Raw genomic sequence first — 23,859 nt, forward strand, 5'->3', positions numbered from 1 at the left:
GTCGGAAACGCGGCTATATTGTCAGCAATCCAATTCCACCGAATTACGGCATTTTCCCGCTGATATCGTACAAGTAACGTCGGAAACGCGGGGTGGCGTTCTCCACTAGATTTATACTCCCCCCGCTCACACCGTGTGATATTCAATGACGCCCGACTCTTCACCCAGTTCTGTCGACGATCCACTCTTTGAATCCGGGCATCGCATCTTCGCGAACAAGGATCTCCTGAAAATCGGCCACGTGCCGGAGGCTGACCGGATCGTCGGTCGCGACGAGGAAATCTCGAAGCTCGCGAAACGTCTCAACGGTGCTGTCCACGGGTACTCCCCGGAAAACGTGATGATCTACGGGAAAACTGGGACCGGTAAATCTCTCGTTTCAAAACACGTCTGTCAACGCGCTCAAAACGCCGCCCAGGATGACGTCGAGATTGGAACAGCGTATATTGACTGTGCTGAAGACAACACGGAGACTCAGGCGATCTCCTCACTTGCCGCGAAGCTGAACGATGAACCTTCGACTGGCATCACCGTTCCCCATACTGGCCTCAGTACGTCGAAATACTACAAACTCCTCTGGAAGACGCTTGACGCTCAATTCGATTCTGTAATCATCATCCTCGACGAGATTGATCTGATGAACGACGACAGCGTGCTGATGAAGCTCTCGCGCGCTGAGGAGGCGGGGAAAATCGACTGTAGCGTCGGCGTCATCGCGATCAGCAACAAGATCCAGTACGTCGACAACGTGAACGAGCGCGTGAAAAGCAGCTTCCAGCACAAGGAGCTGTTCTTCAAGCCATACGACGCCAACCAGCTCCGGGAGATTATGTTCAACCGTGAGGACGCCTTCCAGGACGGCGTCCTTTCCGAGGACGTGATTCCGCTTTCGGCGGCCTTCGCCGCGCAGGAACACGGCGATGCTCGGAAGGCGATCGACATTCTTCGCCACGCCGGGGAGGTCGCCTACGAGGCCGGGGCAGAGCAAGTGACGGAGGAACACGTCCGCCAGGCACAGCAGCACGCCGAAAAGGACCGGTTCAGAGAACTCGTGAACGGCGCACCCACGCAGGCGAAGGCGGCGTTGCTGGCGCTCACGGAACTGAGTGTCAACAGCAACGACGATGCGTTCCTCACGAGCCGAGTGTACGACCAGTACGAACGCATCTGCAACCATCTCGATATGGATATCCTCTCCGTTCGTCGGTTCCGCGACATCCTGAAAGAGCAAGCCTTCCTCGGGGTTGTCGAAATCGAGAAGATCAACAAGGGGAGTGCGGGCGGCATCCATCTCCAGAACCGACTCATCGAAGATCCCCAAGTCGTCCGCGAAACGATCCTCGAGGACAGCCGGATGCAGGACTGGACTCGCGAGTAGCGACCCCCTACTACTGAATGGGTGTGGACGACGGAAATCCGGGGTGGGGCGTGAGGAAACGACGGAAACGAGGGGGGTCGAAAATTACGTCGGAAACGTGGGGTTGGTTCGAAACGACGGAAACCAGGGGTGGGGTCCACTACGACAGTTCGTTGGTGGCTCCGAACAAGCTCAAAACGGCGTCCCTCTCACCGGAGAGCTCTCGACGAATGTCGGAGCGGTCCCACCCGAGCGGTGAAAGGACGCTCTCGACCGCTCTGACCAGCTGCGTCTCGTAGTACGAGGCGTCGTAGGTCTCGATCTTCTCGTGGGCGAGGGCGACCCGGTCTCGCGAGGATTTCTCGTCGTCGACGACCACGTACTCGATATCCTGGCCCGGATGGACTGCCAGGTCCTGCTCGCGGGCTCGCTTCAAGGCCGCCACGTTCTGGGTATTCTGTGAGTAGCCTTCCAGCGGCTTGGAGACACGATTCCGCTCGATGAGCCGCTCCACTGCTACGTTGCCCGCCTGCAGTTCATCGATTGCTCGTTCGAGACGCCCGAGCACCGCATCCGGTGACCGCGTGGTATCGAGCCGGTCGAGACAGTCCCGCTGGACGTCCTCGATGAACGGCGGGGTCGAGCGCTGCCGGGCTTCGATGCCTCTGATCTTGAAGTCGTCGTCGCCGGCGACCTTCCCGAAGTACTTCGTTAGCGCGCCGGCGTCGCTCTCGCGCTGCGGTACGAACGCGACCCAGTCGTACTGAGCTTCGTGTTCGAGCCGAATCTCGACGCGTTCCGTAATTTCCGTCGCGAGCGTCTCGAGGTCCTCGCGGTCCTCGTCGTCGACGTCAGGGTCCGGCGTCACCCAGATCGAGTCGACGATACCGTGGACGACGCGCCAGCCGCCGGCTTCCAGTCGTTGTTTCGCCGTCAGGAGAATCTCGCGAGCGAACGCGTTGATTGCCTCGTGGCACTCGATGCGACCGAACTTCGCGTTGCTGAACCCTTGATAGCCGAAGCAGGCGACGAGGATCCACTTCAGCGCTCCCGACCGTCCCTCGAGTTCCGCCAGCCGGTCCTCGTCGGGGTCGTCCCGTTCCTTCTCGCGACGGATGGCCGCCTTGATCTCGTCGCGCGCGTCGATGATCGGCTGTAGCACGTCGACGAGGTAGCCCCGGTCGTCGCAGATCGAGTATCCGAGGCCGGGGACGTCGTCGCGGTCGCTGTGGCAGTCACACTGGATGACGTCCGGCGAGACGTTCCGGGTACAGATGATGTTCGGATACAACGAGGAGAAGTCGAGTTCGTGGACGTTCTCGTGGAGGCCGACCTCGGGTGCGAAGATGAAGCCGCCACGGTCGGCGTCATGGAGCGTCCCCATCGGCTTGTAGAACTCGTGGCGCCAGGAGTTCCATGGCACGAGGACGCCACGGTCGTGGGCCTCGCAAATCTGGATCGCCGTCAGCACGTTCCCGATTGACGCCCACGCAAGTTCCTGGACGGGCTTCTTTGAGCGCGACACGAGGTCGAGGACGCCGTCGAGGTTCGTCTCTCCGTAGAAGAACGTGTTCGACTCGTCGATAATCGCCCGGCCGGGAACGTTGTACCGCGCCGGCGAGTGGCCGACGCGGCCGTAGCTCGAGTACGTCGACCGGCTTGCGAGCTGCTGGTAGTCCACATTTGGCCACCGACTCAGCGAGAAGTCGTCGACGCCGGCGTCCGTCGCCATCTCGTACAGGGTCGGGACGATCTCGCTCGTCGAGCAGACCAGGACGTCCGGATCGTGTGCGTCGAGCGCCTCTTGGACGGCGGTCAGGATATCCGTCGGCGAGCCGGTGACGGTGTCGCCGGCGACGGACAGCTTCCCATAGACGTCGTTGCTCGTTTCGGTCACCGGGACGCTGAGCCGGAGCGTCGACAGCTCGCTCGCCGGCGTCGGATCGGCGCCGGTCTCCAGACAGTACCGGAACTCTCGCGAGAAGTCCACGTTGAAACAGGCGAGATCCCCGACTGGATAGGCCGACAGCTGGCGCGCTTGCCGGGCGAGTGGAGTGACGCGGTCGATGTGGGCGACGTCGACGGCGAGGACTGGTTCCTCGTCTCGTCGAAAGCCCGGCCGTCGCGCAACCATTTCGGTCGTGACGACGTCCGGGTGCTGATCGTACACCGACTGGAGTGTCGTGAGGTCGAGGTCGGCATCAGGGTCGCGAGCGGCAACGTAGAAGCGTGGGGTGAAATCATCGCGCTCGGTCGCGACGGCGCCGTCGGCGGTTGCCTCCCACTCCAGGACGCGGCCGTCGTCCAGGAAGTCGATGCTGAACGGCATCGTCACGGGTCCGAGTCTGATGGAGCGGCCTCCTGGTCATCGCTCGTTGCGACCGCGGCTTCGAGCTCCTCGAGGCGTTCCTCGTGGTCGTCGAGGCGGGCCTCCTGTTCGAGATCGATGCTGAGCAGCGCCGGCAGCAGCGGATTTTGGTGGTTCAACAGCCCGCTCGCGTCGGCGTGGTCGCGGGCGTACTCGAACAGCTGGTCAAATCGTGGCTGGTCGCGACGCCGCAGTGCCCGCCGGAACTCCGCCCATCGCTCTTCGATGGCTCGCAACGCATCTCGGTAGGTTGGATTCGTCCGCCCCATCGCTATCGGCCTCCTGTACCGGTCGCCGTCCACGCATCGAGCAAGGGGTCCGCGGTGGCCGCCACCGTCTCACCGTCAGCGGTGACGCCCGTTCCGACACCCTCCGGGGTCGGCGTCGACGGCGCCGGCGTCGTCGGTTCCACGCCGACCTGCGTGGCGCGTGCCGCGAGCAGCTGCCGCCAGTACGCGAACGTCGTCTGGTAGTACGCGCCGTCGTCGACGGGATAGACGAGCGTCTCGAAGTCTTTGCCGACGACCCGTGGCCCCATCCGAGTCTGCTCGCACTCCAGGTGGTGGTCGGCGACCGTCGCGACTGACTCGGTGAATTCGTTTCGTTCGTTTCGCGTAACGAGCACCGGGATGTCGTACCCCTCGGCGTAGGTCGCCAACCGAGCGAGAGTTCGAGCCTGAAGGGTTCCCGCGTGGGTTTCGCCGAGGGTATCGTCGGCGCGGTACTGGGCGTCGACGGCCGGCGCGACGATGAGGGCGGGCGTGTGGGGCGACGTGTCCTCGTCGCGACCTGGCGCCCCTCGACCGGCTGCCCGGGCGTTGGCGGTGGACGTCTGGATTACTTTGTTCACCGCTGACGGGAGATCACAGACGGCGCCGTAGTGCTGGTAGGCGGTGAATCCGCGGGCGACGTGAATTCGGTTGAGTAGCCGTTGACTGGGCGCGATCTGGGCGAGTGTCGTCGTCGTCGCGTGACCATTTGCGTCGACCCAGAAGGCGGGCCCGTCGTGCAGGAGGAGATGGTCGAGTACGAGCGACTGCAGGATCGGGACGCCGCGGCCTCCCTCGACGTCGAGTAGCGTGATGCCGTCGCCGAGTGACGGCAACAACATCTCGTCCGTAGTCGGATCGGCCTGGTCAGCAAGGGACCGATTGCGGTCAGCGCCCCGTGTCGGCTGGTCCACCGCCAATCGGTTCGACGTTGAGTGTTCTCCCATACTCGATTAGTTGTCTACGTTCCCGATAAGCCGCGGCGTGTCGCTTCCGCGTTTCAGGAAACTGGATGTGATCCCCTCCAATCCCGGTACAGTCCCGAGTAGTCTCCGTTTGGATCCTGTTTCCGAGAATAGTTCCTGAATCGATCGTACTTCGTGTTAACCAACACCCGGCCGTATTGACGGCGGTGTGTTGGTTAAACCTACCCAGCTGCAGTCTCGAGCCTGACTGCTCGGAATGTTAATGCTCAACGCCACGTTGGAAGAGGTGCTCTATGAGCCATCCACGAACCCACGTCGACCACCGAAACCCCGACCACCACGAGTCAATGCACCCAACTCGAAATATCGTGAACGCCCACGTTGTTGCCGGGGAATTCCTCACTTCGCGGTACCACGAGGCGCTTCAAACTGTTCTCCATCCCCTCGGCGAGTCTTTGGACACCAAAGACCAACATGCGCTCAACGACCTTGGCATCGTCCATGCTACTGGTTCCTTGAACGAGCTATCCCCGATCGTTCGCACATACGTCAAACTCGATGAGTATTGGACACGCACCCATCGTACTGCGCTCAACGAACTATTCGCTGATCGACGTGCTCACGTCCTGAGTTGCTGTACGCGGTTCCTTTCTGAGTTCCCTCGACACACTCTTGAAGCCGAATCCGGCCGTTCCGGAACTGCGCTGGATACTACCCTTGCTCCGCTTCTTGAGTGCGGATTTCTCTCACACACTGATGATGAGAAAACCCCATACTCTGTTGATGAACACCACGCGCTATATCGACCGACTGAACGGCTCTTCGACGCACTTCTTGAACAAGCAGCTGTTCTCTGTGAGCTTCTGCCGCCGACCGAGCTCTAATCGACGATTCAGAGCCGTTCACATTTCCAGATACGTTGAAGACTCTCCCGGCCGGACCCGGATGTATGTGTGGCCGGAACTCGCTCTTCATCGACCAACCAGACCTCGAGGCCCGCTTCGAAGCCGAGGTCGTCGCGGACGGCGGGTACACCCCCCGATACAATATCGCACCTGGCGACGACCTCCACATCATCACGAACGAGGCTTCCGACGAGATCGACGCCTACCACTGGGGGCTGATTCCGTTCTGGGCGGACGAACCCGAGGAGGGCATCATCAACGCTCGCTCCGAGACAGCCGACGAGAAACGCGTCTTCGAGCGGGCGTGGGAATCACGTCCCTGCCTCGTCCCCTCGTCAGGGTTCTACGAGTGGAAATCGCCGAACGGCGGGTCGAAACAGCCCTATCGGATTTACCGGGAGGACGACCCCGCATTCGCGATGGCCGGGCTCTGGGACGTCTGGGAGGGCGACGACGAGACGATCTCGTGCGTCACGATTCTCACGACAGAGCCGAACGACCTGATGAACTCAATCCACGACCGGATGCCGGTCGTCCTCCCGAAGGACGCTGAGTCCGACTGGCTCGCCGCAGACCCGGACACCCGCAAGGAACTGTGCCAGCCGTACCCGAAGGACGATCTGGACGCCTACGAGATTTCGACGCGGGTCAACAACCCCGGCAACGACGATCCCCAGGTCATCGAGCCACTGGACCACGAGCAATCGGGCCTCGGCGAGTTCAGTTCCTGAAAGCTGACGGGGTCACCGTTACTGCATCGGTGACGCCGCCGCTGAATCAACGAGCGAGTACTCTCGGTCCCGACTCGTCCCTTCCGCCTCGAGGAGGTTGTACTGCTCCATTTTCGAGAGGTACGTGCGGATAGTCCGTTTCGTCCGTGGGTCATCGACGTCCTCGGAATAGCGCTCGTGGATTTCGCTCGGCCCGACCGGACCGTGCTCGCGAACGATGTCGTAGACGACGCGCTGGTGCGGCGTGAGCGAGTCGAGGCTCTTCTGCTTGATCTGAGCCCGAGCATCCTCGGCGGCGTCCAGGAGAATGTCGTCGGTGATGCGCTCGTGGTTCTCGCGATCGGCCTTGCCGGCGGCCGTACGAAGGATGCCGATTGCGAGGCGGGCGTCGCCGGCGGCCGCGTCGGCGATTCGATAGAGTTGGTCGTCGGTGATGACGTCCTCGTCGAGCCCCCACTTTGCCCGCGCACTCAGAATGTCGTACAGCTGCTCGTCGTGGTACTTGTCCATCCGGACGTGTTCGCTGGAGCGCAGCCGGCTCACGAGCCGGTCGTCGACGCGGCTGAACAGCTCCTCTTCCTTGTTCGCGATGCAGATAATCGCGAACTGCGGGAGGCTGTGGAGGTCGTAAATGACGCTGGGATCTTCGAGCTGGTCGACCTCGTCGAGGATGATGACCGTTCGCGGGCCGTCGTGCTGCTGGAGCCGGTCGACGAGTTCGTCGTGAGGCGTCGACTGCCGGTGGATGTCGATGGTCGCGCCGAGGTCGTCGAGGATCTGGTAGAGCGTCCGAAATCGGGTGTAGTTACGCCAGCAGTTGACGTAGGTCGTTTCGACGTCGAGCACCTCTTCTCGGAGTCGTTCGGTGACGAATTGTGAGACGCAGGTTTTACCGGCACCGCTGGGCCCGGTGACGATGGCCGTGTCGGCGGGTTCACCGTTCGTAATTGGTTCGAGAACGCTGGAGAGGTGATTGACTTCGGCGTCGCGATGCTCAACTTCCCGAGGAACGAACCCGGCGCGGAGAACGCGAGCATCGCGGATCATCTATATCTGGTAGACTGGTTTTCAGGCTAGTAGTAAAAACGTGACCGGGTTGTTTCCGGAATCATTCCCTATCGCCCTAAGCTGATCCTGTAAAACCCTTGCAGTAGCGTGATTCTGGTTTGTGGAAAGCAGGCATTTCCGAGAGTTTCCGGAATCAACTGCTGGCCGAGAATTCATTATACCGGAACCCCCCAATTCGTCACCACCGATCCCGGTTGGTCTTTTGCTCCCAAAGCGGCTCACAGCACGCATATGGCTTGAACCTGGGATTGGGTCCTCTTTGGGCTAGATTCGGATTTCTGCTTTCTAGACGATGTTCCGAACATACCGACCGTGGAACCGTCCGCGGGGATTTAGGTGACTGGTTTTATTTAGCCAATAGGCCATCTATTGGTATCATCGATGACTGATGCCTATTTCGTTCATACTAATCGGCAACATCACAATCCAATCGATTTTGAACGACTATTCGAGGACGTCAGCGTAGCCGCGACGTTTGCCGACAAGTCGGAGTACGGAGAACAGCTTCAACCCCTAAATGAGGGCGACAGGGTGCTGATGTATGATCAACCCTCTGGCACCTATGTTGGAGTTGGCACTGTGTCGGAGCCGTGGAGTGGTGAAGGTGTTACCGACCCTGAAAAGAAGGTGGCCCCGGACGATGATGTCGAAGAGTTTCACGTCGGTATTGATTGGGAACACTGGCGCCACCCGACGAATGGCTACAATCGGGCGAAGGTCAACCGAATTTTGGGATATGACGAGGCCTATGCTCCCCCACAGTCGGTTATGCCGATCAAAAACCCCGATGAACAGGCTATCGAGCGAGTATACGGCATAATTAGCGATGGTGGCGAGATGCCTACAGTGTTGACTTCCGACCAGCGGGAGGTACTCGAAGAGTGGCGAGAAGTCGCGGAAAACCACACCGCTGGCGAGGAGTTTGATTTCGAAAAACACGACAGGACGAAAGATATCCGAGAGCGAGCGGATGCGTTTATCGACGATCCCACCTCGGAACGGTTCAAGTCGATGTGGGACCGGATGCATGCTGCTATCCAACGTGGTAATGCCGAGAACATACTGTCTAAGTGGGACAATTCGATTGACGAACTTGCGGATCTTATAAAAGAAATTCGTGATGCCGATCAATACGACGACCAGTGGGAATTTGAACTAGGTGGTAAAACGACGGTCCGGGAACTCTTTGGTAACCTCCATATTGAGGAGTATCCGATCATCAACGCCGCTACCGAGAGCGGTCTGGCCTTCTTCGACTACGATCAACCAGACTCCTACGCAGATGGCGTCGAGGAGTTCGAAGATTTCCTCGAAACATATGAGCAAGTTGTTGGCCACGCGACAGCGGAAGCTGATCACGGACTCGAGGTACCGATTCGGCTTGAGGTGGATCAGCTATTCAACGTGATCGACAAGGTCGACGAGTCGAGTATCGAGAACGAATCTTCTGACGCGGCAATCCGACTCTATCGGACGGTGCTCGACGCTAAGACTGACTCTGGTACTGAGGGCGGCGACGGATCGACGACAACAATTCAGGACCTCGCAGGGACGGACGCCAATCCGTTCTGGGTCAATCAAGGTAATCAAGCTGAAATCCGAGACGAATATCTGAGAGCTAAAGTAGATAATGAGTGGCACCACGGCCTTGAACGGGTAGCGGAAGGCGATGTAATCTTCCATAATTTCGACGACGAGCTCATTGGCTACTCAATTGCCACGGGTCACCACGAAACATACTCCTTCCGCGACCAGAAGTACCAGCGAATCGCTGTCGACTTTCACTGGTTCAACGAACCACTCCCTGTCGATAGCGAGCTTAAGGAAATTCTCGGTCAAGACAAGTACCGAACAGAGAAATACTACCCAATAAACTCAAACGATCACCTCCAAGAAGCATATCTCGCGGATCTCTCGGACGCAGCTGCAAACTTTCTCCTCAGCCAAGTTGATATCGACGTCGAGCAGGCGACCTCAACCGACGCCACTGAACTCCCGTCAAAACCGAACAGTGCTGAAGAAATCGAACGCCAGCTCGTCCAGAACAAGCAGGTTATCTTGTATGGTCCTCCTGGAACGGGGAAAACCTTCGACGCGAAGCGTTTTGCGAGACGATGGATCCACGAGAAAACCGAGAGGGAGCCCACAGGGAAACAGATTCGCTCGGTGACGTTCCATCCCTCGTTTTCTTACGAGGATTTCATCGAGGGGCTGACTGCCGACGCAACAGAGTCTGGAAGTGTTACCTACGATGTCGAGGACGGGGTGCTGAAACACGTTGCTGAGGACGCGAACGACGCGCTGGAGGCAACGCCGGCGGGTGAGCGGGCACCGCCGTTTGTCCTGATCATCGACGAGATCAACCGCGGAAATCTCGCTCAGATCTTCGGCGAAGTCATCACCCTCCTGGAGGCAGACAAACGAGGCAGCTTCGAGGTCGAACTCGCACACTCCGGCGATTCGTTCACGCTACCCCCGAATCTCTACATCATCGGGACGATGAACACTGCCGACCAGTCGATATCGCTGGTCGATACGGCACTCCGTCGACGGTTCCGATTTATCGATTTCCCACCAAACCTCGATGTCGTCTCCGAGCAGTACGACACCATCGACGCCGGGATGGAACCCGAAGAATTGCTCACAGCACCTACTGGAGTCGTCTCAGACAGGGACCGGCTCTTAGCAGCGAGTATCCTCGCTATTGATGAACTCAACGAGCGTATTTTGGACGCGGCACAGCTTGGGAAAGGTAAACAGCTCGGCCACACGTACCTCCTTGAACACGATTCGAAGGCAGCAGTCGTCGACGCGTGGCGCTTTGACATATTGCCTCAGCTGGAAGAATACTACTTTGGGCAGCTCGACCGGCTTCGAGAAGATCTTCTCGATGGGACTGGCGAGACACTATTTGACTGGAATACTGAGCGTATTCAGTCATTCAATGCCAACGACCTCTATACGACGCTCTGTACGCTCGGCGGAATCGAGAATCCAGTCGGTCTGTCCGGCCAAGAACCTGAATCATCAGTAGAATCAGATTCTGACTCCGCTGACGACACATGGGGGGAGGGAGAACGAACAACTGATGCGTTCCGTGACCGGATTTCGTCAACGCTTGATCCGGCGAACGCCGAAAAAATATCCCAGCTAATTGATGATGCCGACGATATCGCCAATCTTGATCCTGGAGACGGCGACTATGCGAGTTTGATGGTGAAAGCAGATTCGGTCAACCCATCTGTCGGAATCATTCAGATCGAGGAAGATGGAACGATTGGGTTCCGGTGGAACTGGGTAGTCTCGAACGACAATAGTGAGGTTTCACCGGCGTTCATCGACGATGCCGCCACGGTCTTCGAATCGGTTACGGGTTATCAACACGAGTGGGACCCGGAAGACGGGGAGAACGGGGATTTCGAGAGCCCTGAGATCAACGTACAAGATCTCGCACACTCAGATATCGACGATCTCATCGAAAGCCTTCGAGAGTTCGTCAATCGGGCGAACGAACAATAGCATGACTGAGTTTCTCCCGATTGGCGGGCTCGGTCCACAGATCGACGAAACTGGCGGCACCGAAACCGAGCCCCCGTCGGAGCCGATCTCTCTCGGGGAACATGAGGAGACGGACCCTTTCCCCGTTTCGCAATCGGATGCCGAGTTTTTAGAGGGTATGGAGGAGCGTTTTGGGACTGCACCACTCGATGTTTCCTTCGGGAGCGACGGGAAGGTAACTCTCTCTAGTGGATCGTACGTAGGCGTACTTACGCTGCCCAGCGGTGTTCGTGTCGAGGTCACCCCCAAACGGACCGTGACCCGGCTACTGTGGGCGCTTCGGTACGCGTTCGACACGCCGGTCGACACTCTTGATTTGGAGACGGACTTCACAAGTGCCTCGTCATTTTTTGATGCGATTGGAATCCTGTTTCGGGCTGAACTCCACTCGGTGCTCTCACAAGGTCTTCATCGGGATTACGTCTCCACGAGTAGCATCGAAAAGCGTGTCAAAGGCCGAATCGACGTACAACGACAGCTTCAGCGCCCCTCTCCTGTCACGACCGACTTCGCCGTCGACTACGAGGAGTTCACCACGGACAATACACTGAATCAGGCGGTATTGGCGTCAATTCGGGTACTCATCACTCTCGTAAGTGATGACGACCTCAGGAGTCAGCTCAGAGTACAGGAGCGACAGCTCAGGGAGTTCGTTAGCGTGGAACCGGTACAGCCAGCAACCGTTCGACGTATCGAACTCTCTCGACTGAATGACCACTATACGACATTACTTGAACTGGCGACGCTGGTGTTAGAGCGAGAATTTTTCGAGGATATCCGTGCCGGGACCCAGCGCTCGCTGGCGTTATTCGTGAATATGAATACCGTCTTCGAGCGGATCGTCGAACGGGGGTTTCGTGCTGTCGCACAAGAACAAGAGGGTCTTCGCGTTGATGGTCAGGCCTCGATCCCGAACCTCGTCGACGGTCCCCACTCGGTTTCAATGCGGCCGGACGTCCTCGTCCGGACAGCCGGTGGGGAACCGATACTCGTTGCCGACGCGAAGTGGAAAACCAACCACGAATCGCCGTCTTCTAGCGACGTGTATCAGCTAACCTCTTACATCCTCTCGCTCGAAGTTCCAGGCGTTCTAGTCTATCCCGGTGGAAGTGTGAAGATGGCTCCCTCAACAGTCGAGGGATACTCGTTACACTCCTTCGCAGTGTCGACTGACGCCGACACTGGTTCCTACGATGAATACGTTCAGAGTCTTGAAGCAAGCGTGGAGAGCTTATTCGATCAGGTCGTTACCGAGGCCTCCGAACCCTATCGCTGATTACTCGGTTAGGTGGTTCGAAGTCAGTTACTGAATCGGAGGACGGATATCTCGCCATCGAACATCAGTCGTTTCTCCCGTTTCGAGCTGGATTCGATAGAGTCGTGAGTCCCGTTCATCTCCCGTTTCTTCACCTGCGTCGTCTTCTAGGATTGCAGTGATCTCGCCCTGACAGCCGTGGAGCCGGTCGTGGTCTGGATCCGTCTCATCAGGGATGTCGATCCGGACACGATCACCGACAGTGAACCGACTTTCCATCGTACCCTCTCTTTCTCAATCGTACCTTCCTCACCCTACGCCTTTTCGTTTTCACGGGACGCAGCGAATTACAGAAACAGACTGCTATCTACCCCTTCGAAGAGCCAATTGGTCATGTTTTCTTACCAAATATGGAGGTCAGCTGCGCCCATTTTGTTAGGTAAGATGGTCCTATATAAATCTAATTTCGCCGATCAGACTCTGAAACTCTTGTATAGTGAGAAGTTATAGGTGCTAAACTTGAACTCGGAACGCCTTTTCACAACCCAAACTACTATGTGGTCACAGTGTGCCAAACAAATTATGCGCCTCACGGAGGCCCGTGAAGGGAAAACCAGAACCCAGGTCCTTGCGGCCGTCGCAGACTTACAGCGGAGCGATGGCCCGCCGATCCAGAAGGACCTCGTTGAGAAGCTCCCGATGACGAAGGGTGCCGTCTCACAGAACTGCAGTAGACTCGTCGAGGAGTCACTACTGCAAGAACACGATGGCCGATATCGCGTCGATACAGGCCGTCTCCTCGATGATTATCGAGAGCACTTCGAGGAATACCTGCGGCGCGCACCACAGAGTGAGCTCTACGAGCAGGAGGTGGCAGACACCAACGAAACCCGCACGCGGACCAAGCGCTCGGCGACCGAGTACTTCGAAGCCGACCTCCTCGAAGACATCCTCCTCACGTCGCTCGTGAGCTCGCTCGGAAAGAACAATATCCAGACCCTCCGGGAGGTGTTCCTGTACACGGACGATGTGCTCTACCACGTCGCCTACCGTGCTGTGAGCGCGGAGACCGACGTGCCAGCAGAACTGAAACCGATCCTCAGGCTGGCGGCGTGTCTGGACGCCACTCCTGACCTGGTAGAAGAACTCGCGAACAGACACGGTCTCCACGCCGAACTCGCTGGCCAGTCGCCGGCGACCGAGATCGCCAAACACGCCTACGGAGGAGCCTAACTATGTCAAAGATCACCTCGTATACTGACTCGATCACGCTGGAAGAGCTCGAAAACCACCTGTTCGAGTGTGCGGACATCATCCGTAACACCGTCGACAAGACCGACTACAAGGACTACATTCTCCCGATGGTCTTCTACAAGACGCTCAGCGACACGTACGAAGACCAGCGGGAGGACGTCCTCGAAGAATTCGGCGACGAGGAAATCGCCGACGACCCGAGTTTCTACGACTTCCCGATCCCCGAGGGCTACCGGTGGGCCGAACTCCTCGATACGAACAAGAACATCGACGAGTTCCTGAACGAGGCGTTCGAGGCAATTGAACGGGAGAACCCTGAGCTCCAAGACGCGTTCCGGGCCGACTATGTGAACGCCGACGCACTGGACGACGACCGCCTCAAGGATCTCGCCCACCATCTCGACACGTACAATCTGAGCGCCGAACGCGTCCCGCCGGACATGCTCGGCGAGGCGTACATGGACCTCGTGAAGCACTTCGCCAGCGAGGAGGGGAAGGAGGGCGGCGAGTTCTTCACCCCGCCGAATATCGTGAACATGATGGTCCGGCTTCTCGCGCCCTTCGAACCGGGCGATTCGTTCCACGACCCGACCAGTGGCTCCGCCGGGATGCTCGTCGAGGCGGCCCGACACTTCCGGGAGGAGCAAGACGGCGACCCTACGAAGCTCCGGCTCACGGGCCAGGAGATGAACCCCGACGTCGCCGCTATCGCGAAGATGAACCTGTTCATCCACCGGTACGAGGGCGAGGTCGCCCGGGAGGACTCGCTTCGCAATCCGCAGTTCACGACCGGCGACGCCGACCTCGAGACGTTCGATTACGTCCTCGCCAATTTCCCGTTCTCGGCGGACTGGGCAAAAGACCAACTGCAGGAAGACAAATTTGGCCGCTTCGACTGGGCCGATAAGCTACCCCGGGCGGATCGAGGCGACTACGCCTTCATTATGCACATGGAGGAACAGCTCAACGAAACGGGGCAGGCGGCGATCGTTGTCCCGCACGGCGTGCTGTTCCGAAAGCACGAGCAGCGGTATCGGGAGCCGATGATCGATCGCGATATCGTTGAGTCGGTGATCGGCTTACCCGAGAACCTGTTCCAAAACAACTCGATTCCGTCGGCGATTCTAGTGCTCAATGAGAACAAGCCCGAAGAGCGAGAGGACGAAGTGCTCTTCGTTCACGCTGCGGACGAAGCCTTCTATCGGGAGCTCTCTAATCAAAACGAGCTCACGGATGAAGGCCTTGATCACGTTGTCGAGAATTTCAACGAATGGAAAACTGAAGAGAGGGTGAGTCGTCCAGTTCCACATGAGGAAATCCGTGAGAACGACTATAATCTCAACATCGCGTTGTATGTCGACACAACGGAACCAGAAGAGGACATCAATGTGAGTGAAGAAGTCAAACAACTCCGCGAATTGCGATCAGAGCGGAACCGGATAGAGAGTCGTATGGATGAACATGTGGAGGTGTTGGGCTATGAGTGACGACGCAAGCCAGCAGGCAAGTCTCGATGAGATCGTGGATGAACACTCTGGAGAGTCAAGCGAAACAGTAGATGCCGGTAAAATCCAAGAAATAGACGATTCACCTGTTGAGGGTTGGGATCTACGCCGGCTGGGGGAGATAATATCACTAGAGTACGGCGAGAACCTTACAGAAGACGAGCGGGATGGGGGAAAATATCCGGTATACGGCTCTAATGGGCAGGTCGGTAGTCATTCAGAAGCGTACGTTGATCGTCCTGGAATAATAGTCGGCCGGAAGGGATCAATTGGTGAATTGAAATTTTCTGAGAAACCCTTCTATCCGATCGATACGACTTATTACATTAGCCAGGAAGAGACAGACGAAAATCTTCGGTTCGTATATTATCTCCTTGAAAACGTACAATTGAGTAGACTAAACGCGGCCTCAGCAGTCCCTGGGCTAAACAGAAATGACGCATACAGTCTAAAAGGACTGATTCCACCACTGGAGGAGCAGCGTAAGATAGCAAGTATCCTCTATAACGTCGAGCAAGCGATACAGAAGACGGATGAAATAGCCTCTCAGACTAAACGAGTGAAAAAAGGAGCTATGCAAGACTTATTCACAGAAGGATACTATGACCACGATGAATTTGTAGATACCAGAGCCGGAAAGATACCTGCATCGTGGGATGTGGATAAAATAAAGAATCGTACAGAACTCATCTCTGGAGCTCACGTTAAGTCTGATTTAGTTTATGAGGATGATTCCCTCACTCCCTATCTCACAGGACCTGATGATTTTGATGAATTTGGCTTTACTGTAACAAAATACACGAACGAGCCGACCAAATTCTGCGAACCAGACGATACATTAGTGACTGTGAAAGGTTCTGGATGTGGTAAATCCACATTTGCAAACCAACGTGCTTGTATTAGCCGACAGCTGAAGGCCCTTCGCCCCAAGAGCGGATTGGATCCTCTATATCTGTTCTACTTCATGAAAACGAAGCAGAATTATCTTGAAACTCTCGCTGAAGGCTCAGCTATACCGGGTTTATCTAATTCCCATTTGGTAGCCTTGGATATACCTATTCCGAGCACAGAAGAACAGCAGAAAATAGCGGAAACTCTTCGAGAATTCGATCATCAAGTTGAAGCTAATAACAGATACAAATCGCAGCTTAAACGCCTTAAGCGCGGTCTGATGCGAGAGCTTCTCACCGGTGAAGTACGTACTAATAACCGCGATATTAACGTGCTTCCAGAGGTAGAAACCCATGGATAGTACACACCGTGCGCTTTCTGATGGTGGATCCAACGCTTTAGTCGATGTTTTCGAAGACTGCATCGACGAGATGAAAGATGACGACGGGATAGACAAGACTGAATATAGAGAGTTTCTACTCCCACTCATCTTTTATAAAGCAGCTAATGATACCTATCGGGACGAGTATGAGGATGCTGTCACAGACTTTGGCGAAGAGATAGCAAATGAGGATCCTGCCTTCTATCGGCTTCAAATCCCCGACGGCTATCTCTGGGAAGATCTACTGGCTACAAATAAGCGAGTTGATGAGACTCTTAATCAAGCACTTGAGGAGTTCGAAGAACTGAATCAGGACCTTGGGCTATCTTTTGAAGTCGACTATCTATCATTTGAAACCGATGAGTCAACGTTAAAAACGCTGTTACAAGAATTAGACGCGGTTAATATCAGTGTCGAGAATGTTGATTATAACGCTGTCTCAGACGCGTATATGGCGCTAATTCGGAGATTTGCAAAGGAAGAAGATCGAGATGCCGGCGAGTTCTATCAACCTGAAGAAGTAATTGAGATGGTCGTCCGGATGTTGTCCCCGTTCGAAAATGGCGACTCGTTCTACGACCCGACTACAGGCTCTGGAGATATGCTTGTCGGTGTGGCAAGCCACTATCGAGACGAAGGTAAAGAACCTAATAAACTGACTTTTGTCGGCCAAGAGTCAATAAAAGGGATGACTGAGGCTGCGAATCTCAACTTCTTTTTGAACGATATTGAAGCAGAGATTGAAGCAGCAGATCCGCTGGATGATCCGATGCGAACAAGCGGCGGATCGCTGCGCGAGTTTGATTATGTCCTTACCAACTTTCCCTACTCCGAGGATTGGAATAAGTCCGCACTGAAGGATGACACTAGATTCGGTTATGTCGACAAAGACCCACGCAAGAACCGCGCGGATTACGCTTACATCTTGCATATGTTCAGTAGTCTGAACGAGACGGGACAGCTAGCTACGCTAGCACCGCAGGGTGTCCTCTTCAGAGATGGCGAGTCCCCATTCCGAGAGTTTCTGATCAACGAGGACCTCGTCGAAGCAGTGATCAATCTACCGAAAAAATTATTTGGCGAAGATACGGGCATCGCTCCGACCATTCTTTTCCTGAATAAAGACAAACCCGAAAAGCGTGATAAGGAAGTACTGTTCCTCAATACCGCACACGAGGATTTCTACCGAGAACTCGATAACGAAAATCAGCTAACTCCAGAAGGTGTCGATAGAGCAGTTGAGATATTCAACGAGTGGGAGTCAGAAGAACGCAAATCGAGGGTAGTCGATGTCGAGGAAATAGAAGAAACGGACTATAATCTCAATCTTGCTCTCTACGTAGATACCACAGAACCAGAGGAGGACCTCGATACAGTAGCCGAGGCACAACAGTTAGCCAAACTCGAAACCGAACTCTCGGAGATACGCGACCGGATGAAGCACGATCTCCGGGAGCTGTATGGCGAGGGAGTAAACCAGTATGAGTGACACCAGTCCCGAACCCGTCGAAACGCCCAGCGAAACCGGCGTCGAGATCGATGTCCTCCAGTGGCTCGACGAGATGGGCTGGGAGACGTACGGGAAAGACGGCGGCTACGGCGCAACCGTCTTAGACCAGCAGTACGACCGCGATCTGTCCGAGGTCGTCTACTGGGACATCCTCAAAGAGCAGCTCATCGCGCTGAACGAGAAGATGGATGAGAGGGAGGCCGACCGCTTTCTCAACTCGTTGCAGCGGGAACTTCGGACCGAGAACCTCGTCGCGGCCAACGAGAAATTCACCCAGCTCCTCAGAAACGGGAAGAAGCACACCTACGACGACGGGGAGACCGAATACATCACTCTCGTCGATTTCCAGGATCTCGACACAAATCGGTGGACCGCGGCCAACCAGTTCCGCGTCCACCGGGAGAAGGCGATCCGTCCCGACGTCGTCTGTTTCGTCAACGGCATCCCGCTCGTCGTCTGGGAACTCAAGTCGGCTACCCAGGGGAACACCTACCAAGACGCGATCACGGACCTCGTTTCGTATCAGGACGATGTGCCCCGGCTCTTCGTCCCGGTGCTGTTCAACGTCGCTGCCGACGACCTCGAGTTCAGGTATGGCTCCGTGAACGCGCCGGCGGAGCACTACTACCCCTGGCGCGATGACGACACGGACCTCGGCAACGACCTCAAAGAGGCGGTCTTCGCGCTCTTCCAGAAGCAGGTGCTGGCGGATCTCCTCGACAGGTACGTATTCTACGAGGAGGCGGCCGGCGGCGATCTCAAGATCGTGCCGCGATACATGCAGTACTACGCGACCGAGGCGATCCTCGACCGCGTCGAGGATCCGGACAATAATAGCGGGCTCGTCTGGCACACTCAAGGGAGCGGAAAGTCGTATACGATGGTCTTCGCGGCCTGGAACCTGCTGGAGCGGAGCTTCCTCGACAATCCGCAGGTCCTTCTCGTCGTAGACACCGACAAGCTCAGGACCCAAATGGAGAACACTCTCTCTAACATCGAGTTCCCGCGGTTCGAGGTCGCGGAGAGTATGGATCACCTGCAGGAGCTGCTCGAAGAGGGCAGCAGCAAGCTCGTGCTCACCACGATCCAGATGTTTGAGGACGTCGACGCCGAGGTCCAGACGAACGATGAAACCGTCGTGTTCGTCGACGAGGCCCACCGGTATATGGAGAAAGACCTCGGGATAAGCCTCCAGGCGGCCATCCCCGACGCCCAGCACTTCGGCTTCACTGGTACGCCCGTCCGAGAAGAGGAGCGAGACACCTTCGACAACTATTCGCCAGAAGGAGAGGAGACGCTTCACCAGTATTCGATCAAGGACGGGATCGACGACGGCGTCGTTCTCCCGGTGCATTTCGACGTGCGACAGCAGGAGTGGGAGATCGACGAATCCGCGCTCGACGAAGAGTTCGAACGCTCCTTCGCTGATCTCGACGTCGAGGAGAAAAGCGAGATCATCCGCAAGCACGTCACGCGCTCCGAACTCGCAGAGCTACGGCCGCGCGTCGAGAACGTCGTACTCGATATCGTTGACCACTACGAGGAGAAGGTCGAGCCCAACGGCTGGAAATCGATGGTCGTCACACCAACCCGTCGCGCGGCGGCGCTGTACGGCGAGGAACTCCAGAAGCTCCGCGACCCCGAGGATATCGAGGTCCTCGTGACCTCGCAGGGTGACGACGAGAAGCTCATTCAGAAGTTCCACACGACGAAAGAACAGCGGGAGTCGATCGTCCAGCGGTTCAAGAACCCGGACGAATACGAGGACGACCCGAAGATCCTCGTCGTCTGTGATATGCTCCTCACGGGCTTCGACGCCCCGCTCCTGAAGACGATGTATCTCGACCGGAATCTCAAGAATCACAATCTCCTCCAAGCGATCGCCCGCACCAATCGGCCCGCCGACGGCAAGGTGAACGGCGAGATCGTCGATTACGCGGGAGTCTTTGCGAGCGGCAACATCGAAGACGCACTCGAGTACGACGCCGAAACGCGCAACCACGCAGCGAAGGACGTCGACGAACTCCTCGACGACTTCGAGGACCTCCTCGCAGAGACGATGAATATCTTCGAGGACGTCGAGAAGGTCGACAGCCAGGAGGCAGTGAACAACGCCGTTGCGCTCGCGAACGAACACAGGGCGGAATTCGAAGACAACTACGCCCGATTGCAGGACATGTACGAGTCGATCGCCCCCGACAAACGGCTGGAGACACGGGGACTGCGGGACCCGTATCAGTGGCTCAACCGGATCCACCTTGCCTACAGGCGGAGTCAGCGCGACCCGGACCCCGAAGAGGACGTGCGGGAGAAGACGCTGGAGATCATCGAAGAGAACGTCGACGTCGGCGAAATCAAGAACAATACGCCGATCTACAAGATCAGCGAAGAGCACCTCGAGAAGGTCCAGGACCTGGAGCCGAAGGCGAAGGCCACCGAGATCGCCCATGCCACGCAGGACCACCTGCAGGGCCGCCGAACCACGAATCCCCGGTACCAGCGCATTAGTCAGCGCGTCGAGCAGCTGGTGAACGATTGGCGGTCGGGTGAACTGGAGGCACCGGAAGTCGCAGAAGAACTCGAAGAGGCCGAGAAAGAGGCTCTCGCTGTTGGTGAGCAACGGGACAAACTCGATATGTCCGAGACGGAGTTTGCAGTCTACTCCGCTCTCACGGACAGCTACGATGTTGCGGATGATGAAGCCGCTACGATTGCTGCGAACATCCTCGACGGCTTCGAGGAGATCGATACCGGCTTCGACGGCTGGCATATGAGTGACCGTGTTCGGAAGGAGATCCGCCAGACGGTGATTCGCACACTGGTGGGCGAGCACGACCGGAAGGACCTCTACGACAAAGAAGGGCTAGTCAGAGAGATTGTCGAGTACCTGATCCGCAACGAACAGGCCGAGCCCGACGAGTCTGCACCAACGGGAGGGTAACATGGGTGTGGGCAATACGAGGGCCACAGCTAAAATCGAGATCGCCGGCGAACAGATCGAGTATCGGGTGGTCGAGAGCGCTGACGCGACCCAACCCCGGATCGACGTCGACATTCACGAGGTCAAAGTGGTCATCCCGGAGGATGGCGCCGTCGACCCGCACGAATTCGTTCGCGAGAACACCGACTGGCTCGCTCGGAAATGGCGCAAGTACGACGAGTACCGTGACCGTGCCCCGGACAGGACGTTTGAACCCGGCGAGACGTTCCCGTACCAAGGTGACGACCACACTCTTCGCGTCCGGGACGTGGATGAACACGAAATCACCGACGAGGAGATCGTTCTGGCCAAATATGCCGTCCAGGAGTCATCCATCCAAGACGAGTTAGAGGCGCTCTTTCGAGAGCAGGCCCGGACACTCTTCGAGGAAGTAGCAGCGGAGCACGCCGACGAAATGGGTGTTGAGTACGAGGGGCTGGCCGTACGGAACCAGCGAACGCGATGGGGAAGCTGCTCCCCAAAACAGAACCTGAGCTTCAACTGGCGACTCATTATGGCGCCGCCAGAGATCGCAGAGTACGTCGTCGTACACGAACTCGTCCACCTACGGGAGCAGAATCACACCAACCGCTTCTGGCGTATCGTCCGCGAGCAGCTCCCGGATTACCGCGAACGGGCCAACTGGTTAGAAGAGCACAGTGTAGACCTCATCTTTACCGAGGCCGATCTGTAGGTAGAGCCGCGGTTCAGCGTCCGCCCCAGCAATTAGTCAAGATGGGAGGCCAGACGCTCGACCGCCTCTCGCGCTGTCGCTTCAGACATCGTCCCGCCGATGATGATCTTTCCGCTGGAGAATACGAGGAGCGTGACGTCAAGTTCTGGCGGTCGGTAAATCAGGGCAGGGAACTGTTCCGGTTCGTATTCAGTTTGCTCGAGGCCGAGCTTGAGTACTAGCCGTTCTAAGTCGATACTCCGATCAAATGTCTCCATAAAGACGGCCGTTCGTTGCTCAAAGGAGTAATCAGGAACCTCGAGCCCAATCTCATCCAGCAGGTCAAGTAACCGACTCTGTGCTGCCCCAAGATCCGCTTCGGTCTTTGCCCCTCTAATTTGGATAGTGCCGGTCCGATAGAATTGATACGCAGCGCCATCCGGATCAAGCCGGACAGTAACCATTCCAGACCCGCTGAAATTCGCTGCGACGTCGTGGTCTACAGCCTCCTGTAGAGCGTCGACAAAGACATCGAGATCAAGCTCACGACCGAGCGAGCCTGAGCCCATCGTACTAACAATCTCCATCAGTCAAGTTGTCACCTACTACCCCCACCGTCTGCTTATGTATTGTTGAATCGCAAAGTGGTATCTGAGGAAAGGAACGGTATAGCAATGGTCGTGTCTTACCTAACAATAGTCGCTACTTCGTATACACTTGTTTGGTAAGACAGTCAGCGAAGCGCCGATCCACATCGCATTTCGAGAGGAACCATTCAGACGACGGCTTGAATTCGTCTTCCGAGATTGTCGACCGCTTCGGAGACAGCCTCAAGATCGGTGAGTCCGGTACACAGGAGCTTCCCGCTCGCGAAGACGAGGATCACGTAGTCCGCCCCACGATACATCAGTCCTGGGAACTGCTCCGGCTCGTATTCGACGGCGTCCATCCCCAGCTCAATAGTGAGCAGTTCCAGCGGAATCGGCGAGCCGAGGTCGCTCGTCGCCACGATATTACTGATTTCAGCCGCCGGCTCGTACTCGAATTCCAACAGCTCACGCATGACCGCATTTACACGGTCGACCATCGTTTCGAAGTGATCGATGGACCGACAGCCAGCGATCGAACAGCGCCCGGTCCGATAAAAGGCGACGTATGTGTCGTCGGGGGCAAAGCGCGTCTGTAACCAGTGGTTGTCGGCCGGTTCGTAGGTGACATCCGTGATTTCGTCCCGCTCGTCGAACGTCTCAGCAAGCGCCGCGAGGTCGAGTTCCTGCTGATAGGTGATCATCCCGACGACATTGGCGACCTCGAGCTCCGTCACTACCTCGTCGTAGACAGTGCCAAGGGAAAAGTCCGATTGATGCCGTCAGTAGGAATCGCTTCAGGCTCAGGCGTCATTCTCGGCAATCGGGTGTGAGAATATCGGGCATTTCCTCAGGGTCATACATTCCGCCGAGGTCGTATCCTGTCTCGAGATCGATTCGGTCATCGCTCACATCAACCTCTTTCGCGATGTCACCTGGATTTCGAGCTGGCCAAAAGAGCGGTTTCATTTGACATCCCCCGAGTTGATCGTCGACGACAACATAGATCTGAAACCAGACAGAGTCGATATCAGCCTTATTGAGATGTCTGAAACCGGTTGAGAAGTCCGCAAAGCGGTGGGTTTCATCTTCCAGCTGATAGCCCAGATTGGGAGTTCCACGGAATGTGACCTGCGCTTCTTGCGGTCGAACCGACTGTTCGAGTGTTGTATCGGAATTCTCGGTCACCCGGCGAGCTCTCGTATTGACCAAAATCGGCTCGAACTTCTCTGCGTTTGGCGCGTGAACAACGGTGTGAAAAGAGACATTCTTGGCTAAGCCGTGTCCGTAATTCGAGAGCACTACTTCCAGGTCATCCCCATTGAGCGAACGCGATGAAATCTCAATTTCAGGGAGTTTCTCGACGCGTAGGATCTCTTTCTGTTGATAATACAGTACCACGAGGGTCGCCGTCAACCAAAGGGATGCCAGTGCTGCTGCGTTATTCAGAAGCCAGGCGACAGCTGTATCGATCATAACACAAAATTGCAGAGCCGATGTTTCAATCGGTCGGCAATCGCCGTATTTGAAACCAGACCAGCCGACCTGAGATCCGCCGCTATACTGGTGTTTAGGGACGACCTTCCAAAGGCGAGTAGAGCGATGTCGCTCAAAAAATTTGGTGTTGCTGAACTAGCTAA

The 23,859-nt window shown here is 56.6% G+C and carries 19 protein-coding genes; 11 read left to right on the plus strand and 8 right to left on the minus strand.

Annotation, left to right across the window (positions count from 1 at the left end; all coding sequences use genetic code 11):
* Positions 1–145: 145 nt before the first annotated feature.
* Complete coding sequence (orc4, locus tag Har1129_RS08720; protein WP_151100304.1) at positions 146–1,378, plus strand: DNA replication protein Orc4; 1,233 nt, start codon at positions 146–148, stop codon at positions 1,376–1,378.
* A gap of 139 nt (positions 1,379–1,517) precedes the next feature.
* On the opposite strand, the gene Har1129_RS08725 is transcribed toward orc4, so the two are convergent.
* From Har1129_RS08725 to Har1129_RS08735, 3 genes are read right to left on the minus strand one after another with little or no spacing between them, the layout of a single operon-like run.
* Positions 1,518–3,686 (minus strand): type B DNA-directed DNA polymerase, encoded by a 2,169-nt coding sequence (locus tag Har1129_RS08725; RefSeq protein ID WP_191906262.1) that lies wholly within the window; start codon positions 3,684–3,686, stop codon positions 1,518–1,520.
* Between the two features lie 2 nt (positions 3,687–3,688).
* A complete protein-coding gene (locus Har1129_RS08730) occupies positions 3,689–3,994 on the minus strand; it encodes a hypothetical protein (RefSeq protein ID WP_151100306.1) in 306 nt (101 codons plus the stop codon).
* 2 nt (positions 3,995–3,996) lie between these two features.
* Complete coding sequence (locus tag Har1129_RS08735; RefSeq protein WP_191906261.1) at positions 3,997–4,941, minus strand: hypothetical protein; 945 nt, start codon at positions 4,939–4,941, stop codon at positions 3,997–3,999.
* Between the two features lie 272 nt (positions 4,942–5,213).
* Between Har1129_RS08735 and Har1129_RS20550 the strand changes: the two genes are divergently transcribed.
* The gene (locus Har1129_RS20550; RefSeq protein ID WP_191906260.1) at positions 5,214–5,804 is read left to right on the plus strand and encodes a hypothetical protein; all 591 of its coding nucleotides are present in this window, start codon (positions 5,214–5,216) and stop codon (positions 5,802–5,804) included.
* Positions 5,805–5,869: 65 nt separating this feature from the next.
* Entirely contained in the window at positions 5,870–6,556 is a 687-nt protein-coding gene (locus Har1129_RS08745; protein ID WP_151100307.1) for an SOS response-associated peptidase, read from the plus strand.
* Between the two features lie 18 nt (positions 6,557–6,574).
* On the opposite strand, the gene Har1129_RS08750 is transcribed toward Har1129_RS08745, so the two are convergent.
* On the minus strand, positions 6,575–7,603 hold the full coding sequence (locus Har1129_RS08750) for a Cdc6/Cdc18 family protein (protein WP_151100308.1): 1,029 nt from the start codon (positions 7,601–7,603) through the stop codon (positions 6,575–6,577).
* 600 nt (positions 7,604–8,203) lie between these two features.
* Between Har1129_RS08750 and Har1129_RS08755 the strand changes: the two genes are divergently transcribed.
* Both Har1129_RS08755 and Har1129_RS08760 read left to right on the plus strand, forming a co-directional pair.
* Positions 8,204–11,143 (plus strand): McrB family protein, encoded by a 2,940-nt coding sequence (locus tag Har1129_RS08755; RefSeq protein WP_191906259.1) that lies wholly within the window; start codon positions 8,204–8,206, stop codon positions 11,141–11,143.
* A gap of 1 nt (position 11,144) precedes the next feature.
* The gene (locus Har1129_RS08760) at positions 11,145–12,458 is read left to right on the plus strand and encodes an McrC family protein (RefSeq protein ID WP_191906258.1); all 1,314 of its coding nucleotides are present in this window, start codon (positions 11,145–11,147) and stop codon (positions 12,456–12,458) included.
* Positions 12,459–12,485: 27 nt separating this feature from the next.
* Here Har1129_RS08760 and Har1129_RS08765 read toward each other — a convergent pair whose 3' ends face one another.
* The gene (locus tag Har1129_RS08765; RefSeq protein ID WP_151100311.1) at positions 12,486–12,716 is read right to left on the minus strand and encodes a hypothetical protein; all 231 of its coding nucleotides are present in this window, start codon (positions 12,714–12,716) and stop codon (positions 12,486–12,488) included.
* Positions 12,717–13,019: 303 nt separating this feature from the next.
* Here Har1129_RS08765 and Har1129_RS08770 point away from each other — a divergent pair, with 303 nt between their 5' ends.
* From Har1129_RS08770 to Har1129_RS08795, 6 genes are all read left to right on the plus strand, one after another.
* Complete coding sequence (locus tag Har1129_RS08770; RefSeq protein ID WP_151100312.1) at positions 13,020–13,670, plus strand: helix-turn-helix domain-containing protein; 651 nt, start codon at positions 13,020–13,022, stop codon at positions 13,668–13,670.
* A 2-nt stretch (positions 13,671–13,672) separates the two neighbouring features.
* The gene (locus tag Har1129_RS08775) at positions 13,673–15,178 is read left to right on the plus strand and encodes a class I SAM-dependent DNA methyltransferase (protein ID WP_151100313.1); all 1,506 of its coding nucleotides are present in this window, start codon (positions 13,673–13,675) and stop codon (positions 15,176–15,178) included.
* Complete coding sequence (locus tag Har1129_RS08780; protein WP_151100314.1) at positions 15,171–16,448, plus strand: restriction endonuclease subunit S; 1,278 nt, start codon at positions 15,171–15,173, stop codon at positions 16,446–16,448. The genes Har1129_RS08775 and Har1129_RS08780 overlap by 8 nt, the downstream gene beginning before the upstream one ends.
* Positions 16,449–16,518: 70 nt before the next feature.
* Entirely contained in the window at positions 16,519–17,958 is a 1,440-nt protein-coding gene (locus Har1129_RS08785) for a class I SAM-dependent DNA methyltransferase (protein ID WP_191906257.1), read from the plus strand.
* On the plus strand, positions 17,951–20,920 hold the full coding sequence (locus Har1129_RS08790) for a type I restriction endonuclease subunit R (protein WP_151100316.1): 2,970 nt from the start codon (positions 17,951–17,953) through the stop codon (positions 20,918–20,920). The genes Har1129_RS08785 and Har1129_RS08790 overlap by 8 nt, the downstream gene beginning before the upstream one ends.
* 1 nt (position 20,921) lies before the next feature.
* On the plus strand, positions 20,922–21,653 hold the full coding sequence (locus tag Har1129_RS08795; RefSeq protein ID WP_151100317.1) for a M48 family metallopeptidase: 732 nt from the start codon (positions 20,922–20,924) through the stop codon (positions 21,651–21,653).
* A gap of 32 nt (positions 21,654–21,685) precedes the next feature.
* Here Har1129_RS08795 and Har1129_RS08800 read toward each other — a convergent pair whose 3' ends face one another.
* The 3 genes from Har1129_RS08800 to Har1129_RS08810 form a co-directional block, all read right to left on the minus strand.
* The gene (locus Har1129_RS08800) at positions 21,686–22,219 is read right to left on the minus strand and encodes a transcription factor (RefSeq protein WP_151100318.1); all 534 of its coding nucleotides are present in this window, start codon (positions 22,217–22,219) and stop codon (positions 21,686–21,688) included.
* Positions 22,220–22,407: 188 nt separating this feature from the next.
* On the minus strand, positions 22,408–22,956 hold the full coding sequence (locus tag Har1129_RS08805; RefSeq protein WP_151100319.1) for a TATA-box-binding protein: 549 nt from the start codon (positions 22,954–22,956) through the stop codon (positions 22,408–22,410).
* Between the two features lie 73 nt (positions 22,957–23,029).
* Positions 23,030–23,695 (minus strand): hypothetical protein, encoded by a 666-nt coding sequence (locus Har1129_RS08810; RefSeq protein ID WP_151100320.1) that lies wholly within the window; start codon positions 23,693–23,695, stop codon positions 23,030–23,032.
* Positions 23,696–23,859 lie beyond the last annotated feature (164 nt).

This window comes from Haloarcula sp. CBA1129, assembly GCF_008729015.1.
Taxonomy (GTDB): domain Archaea; phylum Halobacteriota; class Halobacteria; order Halobacteriales; family Haloarculaceae; genus Haloarcula.